The sequence below is a fragment of the Vibrio sp. R78045 genome (genome assembly GCF_042466085.1).
Taxonomy (GTDB): Bacteria; Pseudomonadota; Gammaproteobacteria; order Enterobacterales; family Vibrionaceae; genus Vibrio; species Vibrio cyclitrophicus.
On the sequence record NZ_JAXHBS010000007.1, the window covers coordinates 1 to 16182 of the forward strand.

Annotated in this window: 16 protein-coding genes; 7 read left to right on the top strand and 9 right to left on the bottom strand. The window is 44.5% G+C overall.

Annotation, left to right across the window (positions count from 1 at the left end):
• Positions 1-142 precede the first annotated feature (142 nt).
• From SJY39_RS01980 to SJY39_RS02010, 7 genes are all read left to right on the top strand, one after another.
• Positions 143-418 carry a hypothetical protein gene (locus SJY39_RS01980; protein WP_235612458.1) on the top strand — a complete coding sequence of 92 codons (276 nt, stop codon included), beginning with the start codon at positions 143-145 and terminating at the stop codon, positions 416-418.
• Positions 419-816: 398 nt separating this feature from the next.
• Positions 817-1104 (top strand): hypothetical protein, encoded by a 288-nt coding sequence (locus SJY39_RS01985; RefSeq protein ID WP_154723703.1) that lies wholly within the window; start codon positions 817-819, stop codon positions 1102-1104.
• 498 nt (positions 1105-1602) lie between these two features.
• A complete protein-coding gene (locus SJY39_RS01990) occupies positions 1603-1983 on the top strand; it encodes a hypothetical protein (RefSeq protein ID WP_154723722.1) in 381 nt (126 codons plus the stop codon).
• Positions 1984-1986: 3 nt separating this feature from the next.
• Positions 1987-2373: a hypothetical protein gene (locus tag SJY39_RS01995; RefSeq protein WP_154723702.1), complete on the top strand. Its 387-nt coding sequence runs from the start codon at positions 1987-1989 to the stop codon at positions 2371-2373.
• 85 nt (positions 2374-2458) lie between these two features.
• The gene (locus SJY39_RS02000; RefSeq protein ID WP_154723701.1) at positions 2459-2794 is read left to right on the top strand and encodes a type I restriction endonuclease subunit M; all 336 of its coding nucleotides are present in this window, start codon (positions 2459-2461) and stop codon (positions 2792-2794) included.
• A gap of 55 nt (positions 2795-2849) precedes the next feature.
• Positions 2850-3293 (top strand): lytic transglycosylase domain-containing protein, encoded by a 444-nt coding sequence (locus tag SJY39_RS02005; protein ID WP_154723721.1) that lies wholly within the window; start codon positions 2850-2852, stop codon positions 3291-3293.
• Between the two features lie 561 nt (positions 3294-3854).
• Positions 3855-4214: a hypothetical protein gene (locus SJY39_RS02010; RefSeq protein WP_102332424.1), complete on the top strand. Its 360-nt coding sequence runs from the start codon at positions 3855-3857 to the stop codon at positions 4212-4214.
• A 27-nt stretch (positions 4215-4241) separates the two neighbouring features.
• Here SJY39_RS02010 and traI read toward each other — a convergent pair whose 3' ends face one another.
• The 9 genes from traI to SJY39_RS02055 form a co-directional block, all read right to left on the bottom strand.
• Positions 4242-10019: a conjugative transfer relaxase/helicase TraI gene (gene traI / locus SJY39_RS02015; protein ID WP_390241240.1), complete on the bottom strand. Its 5778-nt coding sequence runs from the start codon at positions 10017-10019 to the stop codon at positions 4242-4244.
• 117 nt (positions 10020-10136) lie between these two features.
• Complete coding sequence (locus SJY39_RS02020; RefSeq protein WP_321166794.1) at positions 10137-10295, bottom strand: Hok/Gef family protein; 159 nt, start codon at positions 10293-10295, stop codon at positions 10137-10139.
• A gap of 212 nt (positions 10296-10507) precedes the next feature.
• Positions 10508-10945: a hypothetical protein gene (locus SJY39_RS02025; protein WP_390241243.1), complete on the bottom strand. Its 438-nt coding sequence runs from the start codon at positions 10943-10945 to the stop codon at positions 10508-10510.
• 134 nt (positions 10946-11079) lie between these two features.
• Positions 11080-13122, bottom strand: coding sequence for a type IV conjugative transfer system coupling protein TraD (traD, locus tag SJY39_RS02030; protein WP_390241245.1), 2043 nt, complete (start codon positions 13120-13122; stop codon positions 11080-11082).
• 149 nt (positions 13123-13271) lie between these two features.
• The gene (locus SJY39_RS02035; RefSeq protein WP_372195495.1) at positions 13272-13715 is read right to left on the bottom strand and encodes a hypothetical protein; all 444 of its coding nucleotides are present in this window, start codon (positions 13713-13715) and stop codon (positions 13272-13274) included.
• Positions 13716-13805: 90 nt separating this feature from the next.
• The gene (locus tag SJY39_RS02040; protein WP_154724104.1) at positions 13806-14342 is read right to left on the bottom strand and encodes a hypothetical protein; all 537 of its coding nucleotides are present in this window, start codon (positions 14340-14342) and stop codon (positions 13806-13808) included.
• A 155-nt stretch (positions 14343-14497) separates the two neighbouring features.
• Positions 14498-14947, bottom strand: coding sequence for a hypothetical protein (locus tag SJY39_RS02045; protein WP_235612599.1), 450 nt, complete (start codon positions 14945-14947; stop codon positions 14498-14500).
• Positions 14948-15037: 90 nt separating this feature from the next.
• On the bottom strand, positions 15038-15574 hold the full coding sequence (locus SJY39_RS02050) for a hypothetical protein (RefSeq protein WP_390241248.1): 537 nt from the start codon (positions 15572-15574) through the stop codon (positions 15038-15040).
• A gap of 152 nt (positions 15575-15726) precedes the next feature.
• Positions 15727-16182, bottom strand: coding sequence for a hypothetical protein (locus SJY39_RS02055; protein ID WP_235612597.1), 456 nt, complete (start codon positions 16180-16182; stop codon positions 15727-15729).

A 16182-nucleotide genomic window follows, 5' to 3' on the forward strand; every position in this document is an offset into this window, starting at 1 on the left:
TGCAAAAACATATTGCGAAACCAAAATGAATGGCAATAGGTAAATGCAATCAGGGAATTTTTGCTTAGCGTAGGATAATTTACTAATTCCCTACCTACCCCCCATTACAATATCCTTAATTGTAATGGATTAGGATATATGTGTGCTAAAAGTGGATGAATGGGTGTGTGAAAAAGGCGACGAAGAAGATTATATCGTCGAACGTTTTGAAATTAGGGTTAAAGGTAAAAAACCGCTCGTATTGAATGAACCCACTTTCTCTCAAATCGTGTTTGTGACGCAACAATATGTGAATTTGTCTTTGCCTTTAACAAAACAGATCGTCAGTAAGAGTGTTTTAGGCTCTGTTGAACCATTAGTTCTTAAAGACCATTGTGCATTAGTTAATTACCTGGAAGCCTCAATCGCTTCTCAATGAATTTAAACCTTTGGGCGTTCTCCCTTCGGTCGGCTCATTCCGTCGTTTCACTCCTCCCGCGATAACTTATGCCACCCATATCGAGCCAGCTCGATGTGGCATTAAGTTCCTGCGAACAATCACCCAACGCGTGGCGTGATACGCTTGTCTGACACCCTGATCTTTGGTGAAACGCTTTTGTTACTTCAACTTCATCAACAAACCCTTACGGTCAATGCCCTCGCTCTGTTTTCTTCTTGTTCACACTCTTCAAGCTAGGTCAAAAATAAGAGCTCTACAACTCACCACTCGCACACTCGCTAGGCAAGTGGTAGAACCCTGATTTTCAACCTTGAGCTTACGTGTAAACATGATGAAAAAAACACCGCTTTAAGGTATTATCCAATAAGGGAACGATAATGAAGAATCATATGAATCAAGATAACAATAACGACATCACTCAAAAAGACTTGCTCAAACTGTTGTTTGACCAAGCTCAACATAACGCCACGCGTGAAGAACTCATGGCGCTAGAGAATCGTACTAGTCAACGCTTTGATAAAATCGATGAGCGCTTTGAAAAGGTCGATGAGCGCTTTGAGAAGTTAGAAGCTAAATTCGACAAGAAGTTTGACCGTATGAACTGGTTGCTTGTCACTACCCTTGTCGGTGTTATTGCTAGCCTTGCTATCCAAGTTCTTAAATAAACTATTATCCCTGCCTTTTTAAAGGTGGGGATTTTTTGTTAAATCCTCATTTTGAACTTTTGAACTTTTGAACTTTTGGGCGTTCTCCCTTCGGTCGGTTCATTCCGTCGTTTCACTCCTCCCGCGATAACTTATGCCACTCATATCGAGCCAGCTCGATGTGGCATTAAGTTCCTGCGAACAATCACCCAACGCACTTCACTCACTGCGTTCGCTGCGCCTCGTCATTCTTCCTCGTTGCCGTTCGTCGTGCCTCCTCTCAAAAGCTTTCACTGCCGTCAATTAAGTTCGAGTAAGGGCTTGTTGTCTTATGTGCCGATTTCCCTTTCGACTCGCATCATTTGATGGCGCTCGCAGGCTGTTAACCCTCCTCAAATCAGAACCTTATCTGCAAGGGTAAATGAACGCTACGCGCCCCTGCAGAGAAGAACCATGTTTGAGGGATGGACAGCCAAGCGGCTCCATAAAAGTGATACTCAAACAAAAAGGAAACTCCAGATGGCACAACGACAATCAAACCCAACTCTCCCTAAATTGCCGACCAGCGACCAGCGTTTCGCCGCTGGAGACGAAAGCTCACCAAAAAATGATATCTCTTGGCGTTTGTTGCAAAAACTACCGTCTTATATTGAACCCTCGAAAGTGCTTAATTTGGTTTTAAGAGTTGAATATTTCGGCTCGTGGGAAACGCCTCGTGACCAGTGGAAAACCGGTTTTTCACTCATGGCAACCACTTCGAACGGTAGTGAAAAACACGTTAAAAATTACCTATTATCACAACATGCTATTTCAGCGATAAAACAAGAATGTGACGCGATAGCAAAAGCATTAAAAACGACTTTTATTGATACCACTCTTAATTTCAGCATTGAGGTTTAAATTATGAAATATCTATCTCATTACACCCAACAAGCTCAAACCGATTTATTCAATGAACTAGGCGCATTTTTCGCTTTCTCTAATCAACAGTTCAATGATGCTAAGAAAAAAGGTATTGAATATGTGTCGCTTGGAATGGGAATGATTGTGCCTGAAAGTAACGCTAAAAACTTAGTGGAGCGTTTAGGTCAAATCCAAAAAGAGGGCATTAAACAAGATATTGAAGAAAACGGCAAACAAGGGATTATCCGACGCGAGTTATTCAATCATGAATGTTTTTATACTAATGATATTTGTGATTGTGTCGAAAAGCTCGAAGAGTACGGTTATTCATACGATGATATTTATGAAGTGTTTAATCATATTCGTAAAACTGAAGATGTCTACTAATCGCAAATAAAAGCGCCTTGATAATAGCACTAACTAATATCAAGGCATATCCATTTAAACTAAACAGTAACAATGAGTGAATAAAATGAACACATTAAATACTACCCTAACGAAAGAAGATTTAAAAGCGAAAACTTACGTTTGTACGGCTGTGCCGTTCGAATTAGGAAAAACAGTAATGACACAAGGTGTAGCTTCATTACTAAACCGTAATATTGGTGCGAGTCTTAATGTTTATTTGCATCGCCATAAAAACGGTGATTGGGGCGATACTCCCATTGAAGATAAAATTATGAATGATGAGGCAACCAAAACAGGCGAGCGTATTATGTCGAGTTATCATTTTTGTGATGATAAAATTTGGATTATTACCGAACGAGATAGAAGCGTAACAACTGTTTTACTACCGAGTGAATATTAATCACTTTCAATATGCGATAGAATGGAGTCCTTGTTAGGACTCCATTTTTTTGATTATGAAAAAGTTATCTTTGCTACTGTTATTGTTTCCAACCGCTGCGGGCGCATTCTGTTTTGATGAGGCCGGATCTCATTATAATGTTGATCCAAAATTGTTACGGTCGATTGCACAAGTTGAAAGCAGTTTTGATCCCAACGCTTACAATGAAAATAAAAACAGGTCGGAAAAAATTGTAAGCCGTGATTTTGGGTTGATGCAAATTAACTCTAGTTGGTTCTCTCGACTCGCTGAATTTAACCTAAACGAAACAAACATATATGAGCCGTGTTTTAATGTTTCATTAGGCGCATGGGTATTAAGCTCTAACTTTGCCAGTCATGGTTATAACTGGAACAGTGTCGGGGCATATAATGCCGGTTTTTCTAAACGTACCGAAAACGCTAGAAAAATATACATCCAAAAAGTGCAAAGTGTTTATTATTCCTCAACCCTTAAATAACTAGCTGTGCACTAATTTGGTGCAATGCTAGATCCTTAGCCTTCTTCCTTTTCCGCTTTCCATTCCTTCCCAAGTTTAGATATAGACTCCCGACTCAATCGCCAACGGTTCGGCTTTAGGTCTTGCGAACGCCCCAAACCCTGAGCTAAAAACGTAAGATAGCCTGGAGTTCTATTGACTTGTTCGCACTCTTTAAGATTCTTCCACACACCTCGCTAAATCGAAAATCGATTTAAATGGTTGTCTGTAAAAATATAAAACCAATAGAAACAAGAGCTTAAAACCTTCCCAACCATTAAAAGTAACCTCAAAAAAATTTTCAAAATCTCAACTAATTAGCCGCTGAAATCTCAATTGGTAAATATGCAATCTCAATTAAATGGCATTTATCCCTTTTGTAGTAAGGCTCTGCGGGGTGTTTAAATGGGTTTTAAATGAGTTGTCATTCAATTCTTATTTATCCCTTTTGCAGTAAGGTTTAAAGTGGGTGTTTTGTTGATTGCTTCAATGTGATTATATTGATATATTATTGAGATTCATTGAACTAAAAAGGAGAGGATAATGGCCCGCTCTTACCCTTTACAAAGCACTTTACGCGGCAAGTTAGAGCAAGACTTCATTAAATTTAGAGATCAGGAGCGTCTGAGTGATTCTGAAGCTACTCGTCAACTGTTGACGTTAGCACTGCGTATTAAGCTCAACGATAGTGACGATGGTAGACCGTCGAATCGAGAGTTGATGGAAGAGATTTATCGTGTGGTTCGCAACACATCAGCGGTCAGTGATGTGACTCATGGTCAAACCTTTGATGGTGAAAAACTATTTCGAGTCAAAGACGAAGCGAAAACATTTAGGCAACAAGTTAAAGCCGATGTTAATAACAAAGTGGATACCTTTCTTGCAGGCGAAAAAAAAGGATAGCCTGTTAGGGCTATCCTTTTTATTGTTTTATCTTTCTAATTCCCGCTCGATTTCTCGACCCATCGGCTCGTGATGTTTATTATCAAAGTCGAGTCCTTGTTGCTTTGATGACTCTTGTGGCTCGAACTGCTCTAATGCTTTACTGTCTTGATCTTTACCATATTGTGAAATAACGCTCTCTTTTTTATCATTGAGTGTGTCAATCGGTAGCGATTCTTGGTTTAATTCTTGCCTTTCATCGACACCTTGATGGTGGTATTTATCCATACACGCTTGGATATCAGTGAGCATGTTTTCAGGCGAGACGAATTGTATGTCTCGACCTGCAAAGTTGGCCATTATTTTTTCAATGTTATTGGGGTTTAAATCTGTATTGCCGTGGCTAAGAGCAATGATGATTTGTTGGCGAAGTTCATCGGTTGATATATTTTGAATGTCATTCTTATGATTCACATTGATTATATCGTATTGGCCTTGATGCGCCTGATTAATCGCAAACGAATTTTCAATTGATGTGCTAATAATCGTCGTGTGCAAATCATGGCCTTGATGAAATTGTGTCAGGTGTTTGGATTTTGTGCCGAGGGTTCTAGGGTTAATATCAAGTGTGTCGTCTTTATTTCCTTGAAAATCCAAATAGGTGACTTCAATCGCTTTGGTGTCTCCGTCTTTATTGTGGATGTTGGTTATCATGGCAGGGTGCAAGCTTTTATCTTCGGATGAATAAACGCTTTGATGAAAATGGACGTGCTCGCCTTGTGGCTGTTCAATACCCAACTTATTCAAGTAGGTTTCAGCTAAGGTTCCTTTCAGTGGTTGGCTCGTCTGTACATATTCTTTCGCCCTTTCTTCAAATTGCGCAATATGTTTTGGTGTGGTTTGCAGTAATTTGTCATGTTTACTGTTTTCCTCTAGTTGATATTTATTTGGCTCATTAAGCATATTATGGGCTTCTGCCATGGCTTCTTTGTAATTCATCTCTTTATAACTCATTACTAGGTTAATCAATGAGCCTTTTTCGCCAGTAGTGTAGTCTTTAAAATACCCTCGATGTTCGCCCGTTAATGACACTTTTATGGCTGATTTGCCAATGCCGAAAGTGAGGTAGTCACGGTCAGACTTTGACTTGTTTGGCTGTCCAAGTAGGTTGATGGCTAAACTTTCCGTATATTTTGGTAGCTCCTTATTGATGTGCGTTTTAAATTGGTTGTAATTAAAGTCCCCGTTATTATCTTGATAACGAGTGTCCTCATGGGGCAGGGCGTTGTGATTAAAATACGTCGTTGATTGGGGCGGTATAGTATTGAGCGTTTCGATGGCGCTGTGTTTATTGACCTCTTTTGATAGCCAGCTTTTCATCATGGCTTTAGGGTTATCGGTAAAGAGTTTAACGTGAGTGCTCGCACGACTTAAATCAATGTAAGCCCGTCTTAAGTTGGTCAATGCCCCCATTCCCTTAATCGCTGCTATCACGTGTTGATAGGTTGCCCCTTGCGCCATATCAGCGGTGCGAGTGTAAGCGTAGTCCCAATGGCCGTCTTTTAGGGCTTGAGGGTTGATGGCTAACGTTTGTCCGTCTTTTGATTGGGCGGTGATTTCCTCGTTTGTGGCACTGAGGATGTGGTATGGCACATTGGCTTTGATGCCCCGCTCTTTATCGGTAAAGCGAGTCATGATTTTATCGCCCGTTGAGAGCGGCTTTTCCGATTTGGCAAAGAGACTTGTGAACTTATGGTCTTTGTTGCGTGGTAAGAATGGCTTCTCAATACCGCTCTCTTGGTCTTTGACCATCACCACACCATGTTCAGAATCGACCTTGGTGATAGTGCTGTACTCCCCTGGCTTGGTGCTCAGTATGAGTCCTTTTTGATACGGCATCATGGTCGAGAGTTCCTCTTTGCTGTTGCCCGTTGAGCGTAGCCTTGTGGTGGTGATGTTCTCTTTGCCTATCTCTGTATTTTTCATCAGGCCAGCGCGAATGTGTTCAGTGATTTTGTCACGATCATTGTTTGTGTAAGCAATGATAAGGGTGTTGTCTCGCGTTTCTGGTGTTCGTGCTAGGTAATCTTGCGCGACCGCGTAAGGCAGCTTCTCTGTCGCAGTGAGTTGCGCTTTGGCTTTGTCTTTCGCGCTCTCATCCAGTGTGGAGACAATATGTTGCGTGTTGCCTTGTGTATCGGGAGCTTGTTTAGCCAATTTATCGAGGGCGCTGTCAGGCTGCTTATCAACGATGTTGTGTACTGCCCCAAGCAACGTTTCGCTTTTCTGGCGGATAATGTCGGTCATATAAGCGATGTCGATACGCCCTTGGCTCATCGCAAGTTCGAATGGCTTACCAGCACTGAGTGAGAGAAGCTGCTCTTTATCGCCAAGCAGTACGGCTTTGGCGTCGCTTTGCAAGACAAGATCACTTAACTCTTTGGCTTGTCTGTTACTGACCATCGAGCTTTCATCGAGGAAGAATAGGGTGTTCTTGTAGTCCTCTGGTGAGGTTGTGCCGCGTCTTAAATCCGACAGTAGGCTTTCAAGGGTTTGGGCGTTAACGCCTTTGCTTTTCAGTTCGCTGACCGCTGCGTGCGTTGGCGCAAGACCTATCACCTGTGAGGGTTGGTTTCTGCTTGTTTGAGTCGCCTGCTGAATCAGTTCAATGTTGGACTCAAGCATGGTGGATTTACCCGTTCCGGCTAACCCTTGCACGGCCACAAAGCTGTCTTTGGTGGTTGAGATAAGCATAATGCTATCTCTTTGACCTTGGGTGAGGCGTGGCTGCGTATCAAGATAGTCTTGGACTTGTTTTGATGACGCGTAAGGGGTGTGTTGGTCTTTACCTTGATCAATGTTCCGCAATATATGCTTTTCTGTCTCTAGCGCCGCTTGGGTTGTCCAGCGTGTGCCATCGCTGTATTCGGCAGAGAGGACGTCACTGCGTTTGGCGAGCTCTGTTTCAATTTGCTCTTTCACAATCGGTTGATTGGTCTCTTCAAAGGCGTAGCGAATGGCTTCGACCACCAGTTCTTTTTGCGTGAAAGCGGCCTCTCGCTCAGAGAGGTGATTAAGAGCAAAGTTCACCGCTTTTTCTTGTAGGGGTGACTGTTGCTCTTTCGTCAGTATGGAGAGCGCATACTTGATGTCGTGCTTGAGGGTGGTTTCGGTGGTACTCGATAGATACCGGTCATTGATGCCTTGTGTGTGCATCACTTGCTCAATAGCTGAGAGTTTCACTTCGCTTTTTTCGAGCATGGTTTGCGCTTTGTCAGGCTTATCAGTAAATACATCGATGCGCGCGCTTTTTTCGCTGAGGTCATGAAAGAGCTCTTTTGAGAGCGTAAAGGCTTTACCTGAAATCAGGGTGTGCGCTCTTGGCTCAATATGGTTGGTCGATTGCACGTAATCGTATTTCAGTGGGGCCTCTTTCAATGACTCCATGGGTAAGGTTTTCGCCTCGCCTTGTGTGTCGGTGAGGGTGAGCGCTTTTTGAGATATGTCCGTGACCACGTAACGCTCGTTGGCATTTAAACCGGCAGGAAAGTGTTTGCCTGTGGTCGTGATGCGTTCACCTTGGTTAATGTGCAAGGTTTCGGGTTTAAAAACCTGCATGTTGAGCGCTTTAAATTCGGCCGACGATGGATTAAGCGTGTATTCCTCGCCATCGTTTTTGCTCTGTACATGCACGCGGTTTTCTGCGATGTCAGACTTTGATACGACTAACTCTTGAGGTTTGCCGTCTTCCCAATGGCGAAGCGTCATGCCAGGTTTGTAGTGCTGCGCTAATTCTTGTTGTGGCGCTGATAAGTAGTGAGGCTGGCGCGTAGACAAAGTGATGCCTGTACGGGCGAGTTGGCCATCGTTTTGTAGAGAGGTGCGGATAGCCTCTGTCAATCTACGCTGCTCAAGGTTAGAGCTTGCCAGCACTTGTGTTGCGTCTTTGTTTGAGAGGTAGGTGTAGGCTCTTGCAATGGTGCGCGTGTCATGTTCATGTAGGGCGACTTTGCTGTCGCTTTGTTTGCTGTTGACCCAAGAGTGCGAGACGACGTTACCTTTGCTGTACAGGTCTATCGCGTTATACGCTTTAAAGCCTTGGCGACTGGAGGTGTTGTTTAACAAAATCAGCTTACTGCCGGACTCATTGGCTTTCTGGCTTAATGCTATCAATTCATTGGCGCTCATTTTATTGGCACTGTCGACCAAAAGCACATCTTTGTTGGTCATGGGGGTATCTGAGTGCAATAGGCTATGAGCAGAGTGGCGTTGCTCAGGGGTGAACAGGTGCTTTATCCAAGTGGCCACGGTGTGACTTTCACGCTCAATGGTTTGGCTGTGTCGTTGTTTGTCTTTGGCGTTTTGCGAGATAAGGTGAACTCGTTTACCCGCATGGTTGCCCACATTGAGTAGGTTTTGGGCGATTTGCTCACTGTGGCCATAGACGTTGACCACATGGAACTGCTTAGTGGACTCGTAAATACCGGCGACTTTCTCACGGTTGCCTTGGCTTAGGCTCAGCTTGTCGAGCGTTTTATCACTCACAGGCGTTCGCATATGGTGCGCCCGTCCTTTGGTGACGTCCATCAGTGTTTTCTCATTATCTAGCATGGACTTTGTGGTGTACTGACCTTTTTCAGCCAGAGGGATAAGTGCGCCGTCTTTCACCCATTGGTCGGCAACGACTTTAAGGTCAATGGCATTCGCTTGTACGCCCCCTTTGGTAAAGTCAGAGGCCGCCAGTTCAATCACTTTTTCTAACTTCAAAGCGGTGTTGATTTGGCCTAGGTGCTCCACAGCGCGGTGAAAGGCTTCTTTTGTTACTTGTTCAGGGTTGTGCTCTTTCCCTGCGACACTCAGTGCATTTTGTACCAGTTCTTCGGGTTTATAACCGTTGTCTTTCACGGTTTGCTGCCAGCGAGCATTGAGCGTTTCATCACTCTCAAAGGTTTTGGCTTTGCGAGTATCGAGGTTCGCCACGTCTTTTGCTGCGCGGGAATCAAAACCTAAGTCCAGAGTTTGTTGGTCGATTTGTTGTGAGCGAGTGGAGAAGGCATCAACGAGCACTTGAGGAACGCCTTCGATGTCCATTTGTCCATTGCCGAGGGAGCGTGTTGTATACCCCAGTTCTTGAGTTGTTTTGGCTAATTGGCTCTGGTATAAAATCCCGTAGTATTTTTGGAAGTTGTAGATGCGTTCACCTGTGCCATTAATGACGCCGCCCTTTTGTTTGAGACTAGAGGCAAGGGCGCGTAACTCTCCTTCCTTATCACGTGTCATGTTAGCGGCGAGGGTGTGGGAATGGATTTGTGGATCGTTTTCGCGGCTGGTTTTATGGCGCACCACGGCGAAGGCCATGTTCTCGGTGTTTTCAAACTCTTGAGTGCCTTTCTCATGAGTCACTTTGACTTGAGCAACGTCTTTTTCAATTTGGTCTAAAACAAATTTAACCGCGTTATCATGCGCATCAATAAGGCGAGTATCTCCACCAACAAGTGCAAGTGTGCTTAATCTTTTGGGTGCTGAAAAAGTGAGGTCGATACCAGGGCGATGAGTGTTCTCCCGTTTCCCTTTGATGGTTTCGTCGCCAAGGTGTCCAGATAGTACGGACTCAAGTGTTTTTTGGTCAACAGGCTTGCCGAGTAATCCGGCTTCTTCGGTCAGTTTGCCGTGCCAAAACGTGTTTTCACCTTGTTCTTTTTCTTTGAGGTAATAATTATCACCGTTATTGTCGAGTGAGAGGGTGGATTGATTGAGGTCTTGCTCTTCTTTTAGGTAGTATTTTGAAGCGCCAGAGGCGGATTTTAGTGGGCTGATGGACATCATATTTAGTGTTTTCCTTGTGTTGGAAATCACCAAAAGTAGCTAGGGGAATGGGGCGCTTAGACGTATGCAGGCGACAAGAAAGGTAGCGGCAAAGGCTAAAGCCTTTACCGCTTGACCTTAACGTCTTACTTCGTAGGCAAATCTTATTTGAAGGTCATTGTTTGCCCCCTTGTAATGAAATTCACACAGTGAATCTCGAAAGAGAGCGGTTAATAACACAGTGGTCACGCAGACCACCAGTAACGCCCCAAGGACGGTTTTCTTCGGCATAATCATTGCCTCCTGTAGAGTTAAGAGGCTATTATCAAGTTGCTAAACATGGATAGGGCCTCGTTTGAATTTATAGTTCATTCGGGGCTTTTTCATATCTGCGGTTTGGCAAACGCTTAAACACAGATAGTCTAAGCGCCCAGAGGCCTTGTATCAGAATGGGGAATGGTGGCTACGTTTGGTGAGTGATTAAATTTATTTAGATATTAAGTGCTTATTTAGGTTGTGGGATCTTTGATGCTGCCTGAAGGACAAGCCAGTGTTAATTTGTGTTGGATCCGTAATAATATAAGTTCGCCTTCGTCCAAAGAAAACAACTTTTCATGCTGGAAAGTGTCAAGTGGCTCGCTTTTAAAGCCTGTGTCATTTGAGCGTAAAATGGATATGTATTTGAGCGTGTACTCGCACGTCATCTTTACCTCTTGAAAATCGCGTGTTGTACCAATTTTCCCTAATGAACTTAAGTGTTGCGCGTAGTCGGATAACCACATGACATCGAATCCCTCCTGTGGATCTTTGGGGTCATATTGGCCAGAGTATGGGCTGTGCCGACGAAGGGCGGTAGAAACGTCAAAGAGGTGCGATAGCAACTGTGTAAATTCGACCGTTAAATCGATAATTTCAGTTCTTTCTTGTTTTAAGGTGGTATTACTCATGTTAGCAATTCCTTTTAAAAATCATCGAAAGGTAGGAGGTATGGGGAATAATATTGGCATCCAGAGCGTCTTCTAGCGGTGGTGACTTTTATGAGTGTACCGTCAAGCAAGTGAGGGGTTTTGTTCAGCATTGATTAATCATCGTACATCTCTCCAGTATCTTGTTGTGTAATGGACGCTTCTTCGGTCTCTCGTTGCAATTCGTCTTGAGTTTGCTCAGCCAGTTGTTGGTTCTGCCCCTGTTTCAATGGCGGTGTGGATGACTTTGACGTTTTCGTCATGGTTTGTTTTTGGCTTTCTCTTGCTTGCTGCTGCTCGGTTTCGTTCTCATAAGTGCTTTGTTGGATAGCCAGTAAGCGTTTTCTTTGCGTTTCATCGAGTTCATGCAATGCAATTAACTCATGAAAAATCAAGGCTTGGTCTAGGCTCTCCATCTTTTCACCACCAGGAATAACTCGCTTCATAAACGACGGCTGAATGTTGCTCATTCGGTCGTACTTTAGTTGGAGCTTAGTGATTAACATGGAGTTCGGAGTGCGCAGGTAACATTCCAAATCATCCAGTCCTTGGATTTCAGCGGGGGAGACGACAGGGCGCGTTTTGTTTTGATGGCCCAATGACACACCATCACGCAGTGCATTTGCGCCGTAAGAAATATTTTCTCGAGATATGTCAATCTCTTGCTCACCCAAGTCGTCAGAGGCGACGGTTGCCATGGCTTTTGAGGGTGCGCGGAAGAAAAAGCGCGTATTCAGTAAGTCAAAAATAACTCTAGCCGCATTGTGGCCATAAGTCGTTTCTAGTTGAGCATAAGACTGCAATCCGAGTAGATAACAGCCACCAAACTTACGCACTTCTGAAATGATGTGCGTAAGCTCTGGTAGCTTATGCAAGGTTGGCATTTCATCGATGATGACCCAGATACGACGGTCTTCGTCAGGCTCCATCCCCAAGATGGCGTTAGAGGCAATGGCAAGCCACATCGATATCAGTGGTCTGAGCGCAGTGTGCTGTCTTGCGTTACTGGAGAGAAACAAAAAACCTTGCTGCGATTCATCTTGTACCCAATCAGTGATGGAAAACCGCGCCCGTTTACGGTTTCCTTGACTGTCTTTTTCATCGAGACCATGCAGGTAGCGCAAGGACTTAATGTAAGTTGCCAAAACCGACTTGATGGAAATGGCGGTCTTCTCGATGCTTTTCGACACAAGAGAGCTGGCTTCCGTGCCTTTTAAGTGCTCATCCAGCTTTGAGAGCTCTGACATTAAGATGAGATGGAGGAGATTTTCGACGCTGCACTCGTGTTTGTCATCGAGCATCATCTGGTACGCAGTGGCTGAAAAAATCGTTCGCGCTGAGTCTACCCAAAACGGGTCGCCTTCGCCGTGTTGCGGTATTAACGCTGCCGCCAAACTCTCAAACTCAGGGGCATCTTTGGCATCACTCCAAATATCCCAAGCCGCGCAGCGTTCATCAAACGGATTTAAGATGACGTCTTTGTGCGGATCATAAAACTTACTCACAAAATCGCAGCCTTTATCGTAGATGATGGCTTTGTCGCCGCGTGCGCGTATCCAACGCAGAAGTTTACGAATCGCCACTGACTTACCCGCGCCCGTTGTTCCGTCGATTAAAAGGTGTTTAACCTCAAATTGAGAGACAAAAAGTTTATGACCGTCCAAAGCGAAAGGAGACATTTTTTTCTTCTTTTTAAGTTCAGCGGTGACGTCTTGTGGCTCTGCCAGTCTAAACCCTCGAATGTGATTATCTTCGCTTTGCTCTTGTCCTTTCTTCCTAAACCAGTTGTTAATCAGGACGAAAAACAGGGTTGATGTAATGAGGTAAACCAACATTCCAATGAATAACGCTTGTAGAAACTCTTGGTGACTCTGTGCAAGTGTTGGGTTATGGATTTGCTGTCCAAGGGTACTGCTGTAACGCTGTCCCTCCCACTCGACCACGACGTTACGGTTTTCGCTAAAGCCGAGTTTGTTAAATAGCCAAAAAAGCGTGTAGTAGTACGTACCGGTTAATGTGTTGGCTGAGGTAATGATGTAGGTAGTGATAAGTCCGAGCAAGCCTGCAATGACATTGACGTACTTGATTGTGGTCACGTTCACTTGCCACCACATACGGATGTTATGGAAGGTGATTTGACCGCCACGAGTGGTAGACATAGAGATATTCCTTATGGATAGGCATAGAAAAAGCGCCCACTGAAAGAGTGGGCGCTTTTGGTTGGTATGATGAATGAGAATGAAGACGGTGGCTTGGAGGGGCCAGTTAAGAAAGAAGCGTCTTATTCTATGGATGCACTAGGTTGTCATTACCACTGCTTTTGTACAGGGCAAGGGTATTGCTCTTTAAGAGCCGCCGCGAGATAGCTTGCGATCGAGCCACTAACAGTTCCATATTTTTTCATGCGAGGGTCGAGATCAATACGGTTATTCATTAATGCCATGAGATCTTTGGTTTTCCAATTCCATAAGGTCTCACGATTGGCAGGGTCACTCATTGGTAAGCAGTAGTCAATGCGTTGGTTGCGGGCATCTAAACGCGTGGTGTAAAAATCTACCGCATCGGCAGCGGCTCGAACGCTCACTAATATGTATTTGTATTCTTGGCTGTCGGTGTTTTGATAATGTTTAATGTAGTAACGCATCGAGGCGGGGTTGTTTTTACTACTGATATTTTCATCAAAGGGGTTTGCCGCGAATCCTGAAAATGAGCACAGTGCGGTTAATCCTAATATGATCCATTTTTTCATCATTTACTCTCCGTCATTAACCTGTATATATTACCAGTAATTGTGCAAAGTGTCATCGTTTTTGGTGTCAGGATTCACCGTACTTTCGCTTGGTTAAGTTCGCGTCTGTTTGTCGGTCTCTTGCAGTGAAGCGGGCGCGTCCACATGAGCGCTGGTGCGCTCAAATTGCTCGCGCGTATCATCGACAATTTGTGTGTGCGTTTCAGGGGTATAGTATGTCTCCGTGCCACCCCGTTGCTCATGTTGGTTTAAAATGGCCTCACTGGTCTGACCAATCGCTTTCCCCTTGTATTGCTCGCCAACCATCTCCTGCCACTCGGCTTGAGTCGGCTCAGCATTAAAGTGATTGTCGTGCGCCTCTTTTGACGGCACGCTGGCCAGCACAAAGTCTTTAAAGGCGTCGGTCTGTTTAAATTCTTCCCACTCATTAGTGCGAGCTTGACGAGCTTCGCCGTTATTGCCAGTAAGAATTTGTTGCGCTTTTCCTTTTTGATCCTCGTATTGACCCTCAACAAACTCCTGAAACGGCACTTCCAGTTTCTCAGTCAGGCTGGCCACTTCGCGCTGCTCTAGGCTGTTGGCTCGGCTCAACGTGTCTACCTCTTGCTGCGATTTGGTGGTCGTATTCATCAGTTGCTACGTCTCACCAAAGGTAGACATAGAAAAAGCGCCCACTGAAAGAGTGGGCGCTTTTGGGTTGGTATGATGAATGAGAATGAAGACGGTGGCTTGGAGGGGCCAGTTAAGAAAGAAGCGTCTTATTCTATGGATGTACTAGGTTGTCATTACCACTGCTTTTGTACAGGGCAAGGGTATTGCTCTTTAAGAGCCGCCGCGAGATAGCTTGCGATACTGCCCCCAATACCAAATTTACCGTACTTTTTCATGCGAGGGTCATGTTCAATACGGTTATTCATTAATGTCATGAGATCTTTGGTTTTCCAATTCCATAAGGTTTCGCGATTGGCGGGGTCCCTCATTGGTAAGCAATAATCAATGCGTTGGTTGCGAGCATCTAAACGCGTGGTGTAAAAGTCCATACTATCCGCTGCTGTACGTACTGTGGCTAATAAGTATTTGTATTCTTGGCTGTCGGTATTTTGATAATACTCAACGTAGTAACGCATTGAGGCAGGGTTGTTTTTGCTTCCTGAAAGTTCATCAAAGGGGCTTGTCGCTAAGCTTGAAAATGAGCACAGTGCGGTTAATCCTAATACGATCCATTTTTTCATCATTTACCCTCCATTATTCACCTGTATATATTACCAGTAACTGTGTAAAGTGTCATCGTTTTTGGTGTAAGGATTCACCGCACTTTCGCCTGGTTAAGTTCGCGTTTGTTTGTCGGTCTCTTGCAGTGAAGCGGGCGCGTCCACATGAGCGCTGGTACGCTCAAATTGCTCGCGCGTATCATCGACAATTTGTGTGTGCGTTTCAGGGGCGTAGTATGTCTCCGTGCCGCCCCGTTGCTCATGTTGGTTTAAAATGGCCTCGCTGGTCTGACTCAGCGCTTTCCCTTTGTATTGCTCGCCGACCATCACCTGCCACTCGGCTTGAGTCGGCTCTCCATTAAAGTGATTGTCGTGCGCCTCTTTTGACGGCACGCTGGCCAACACAAAGTCTTTAAAGGCGTCGGTTTGTTTAAATTCTTCCCACTCATTAGCACGATCTTGACGAGCTTCGCTGTTATTGCCAGTAAGAATTTGTTCAGCTTTCCCTTTTTGATCCTCGTATTTACCCTCAACATACTCCTGAAACGGCACCTCCAGTTTCTCCGTCAGGCTGGCCATTTCGCGCTGCTCTAGGCTGTTGGCTCGGCTCAACGTGTCTACCTCTTGCTGCGATTTGGTGGTCGTATTCATCAGTTGCTACGTCTCACCAAAGGTAGACATAGAAAAAGCGCCCACTGAAAGAGTGTGCGCTTTTGTTGGTATGATGAATGAGAATGAAGACGGTGGCTTGGAGGGCCTGTTAAGAAAGAAGCGTCTTATTTTATGGATGCACTAGGTTTTCATTACCACTGCTTTTGTACAGAGCAAGGGTATTGCTCTTTAAGAGCCGCCGCGAGATGGCTTGCAATACTGCCCCCAATGCCAAATTTACCGTACTTTTTGAAAGACGGATCGTGTTCAATGCCATTGTCAATTAATGCCATGAGATCTTTGGTTTTCCAATTCCATAAGGTTTCACGATTGGCGGGGTCACTCATTGGTAAGCAGTAGTCAATGCGTTGGTTGCGAGCATCTAAACGCGTGGTGTAAAAATCTATACTATCAGCAGCTACACGAACTCCAATGAGTAAGTCACGATATTCATTACTTTCTGGGTTTTGATAATGTTGTACGTAATAACCCATCGTTGCGGGATTATTGCTGCTACTAAAACGATCTATTTCAGGGATCTGATTGTTCGCAACCCCCGAAAATGAGCACAGTGCGGTTAACCCTAATACGATCCATTTCTTCATCAT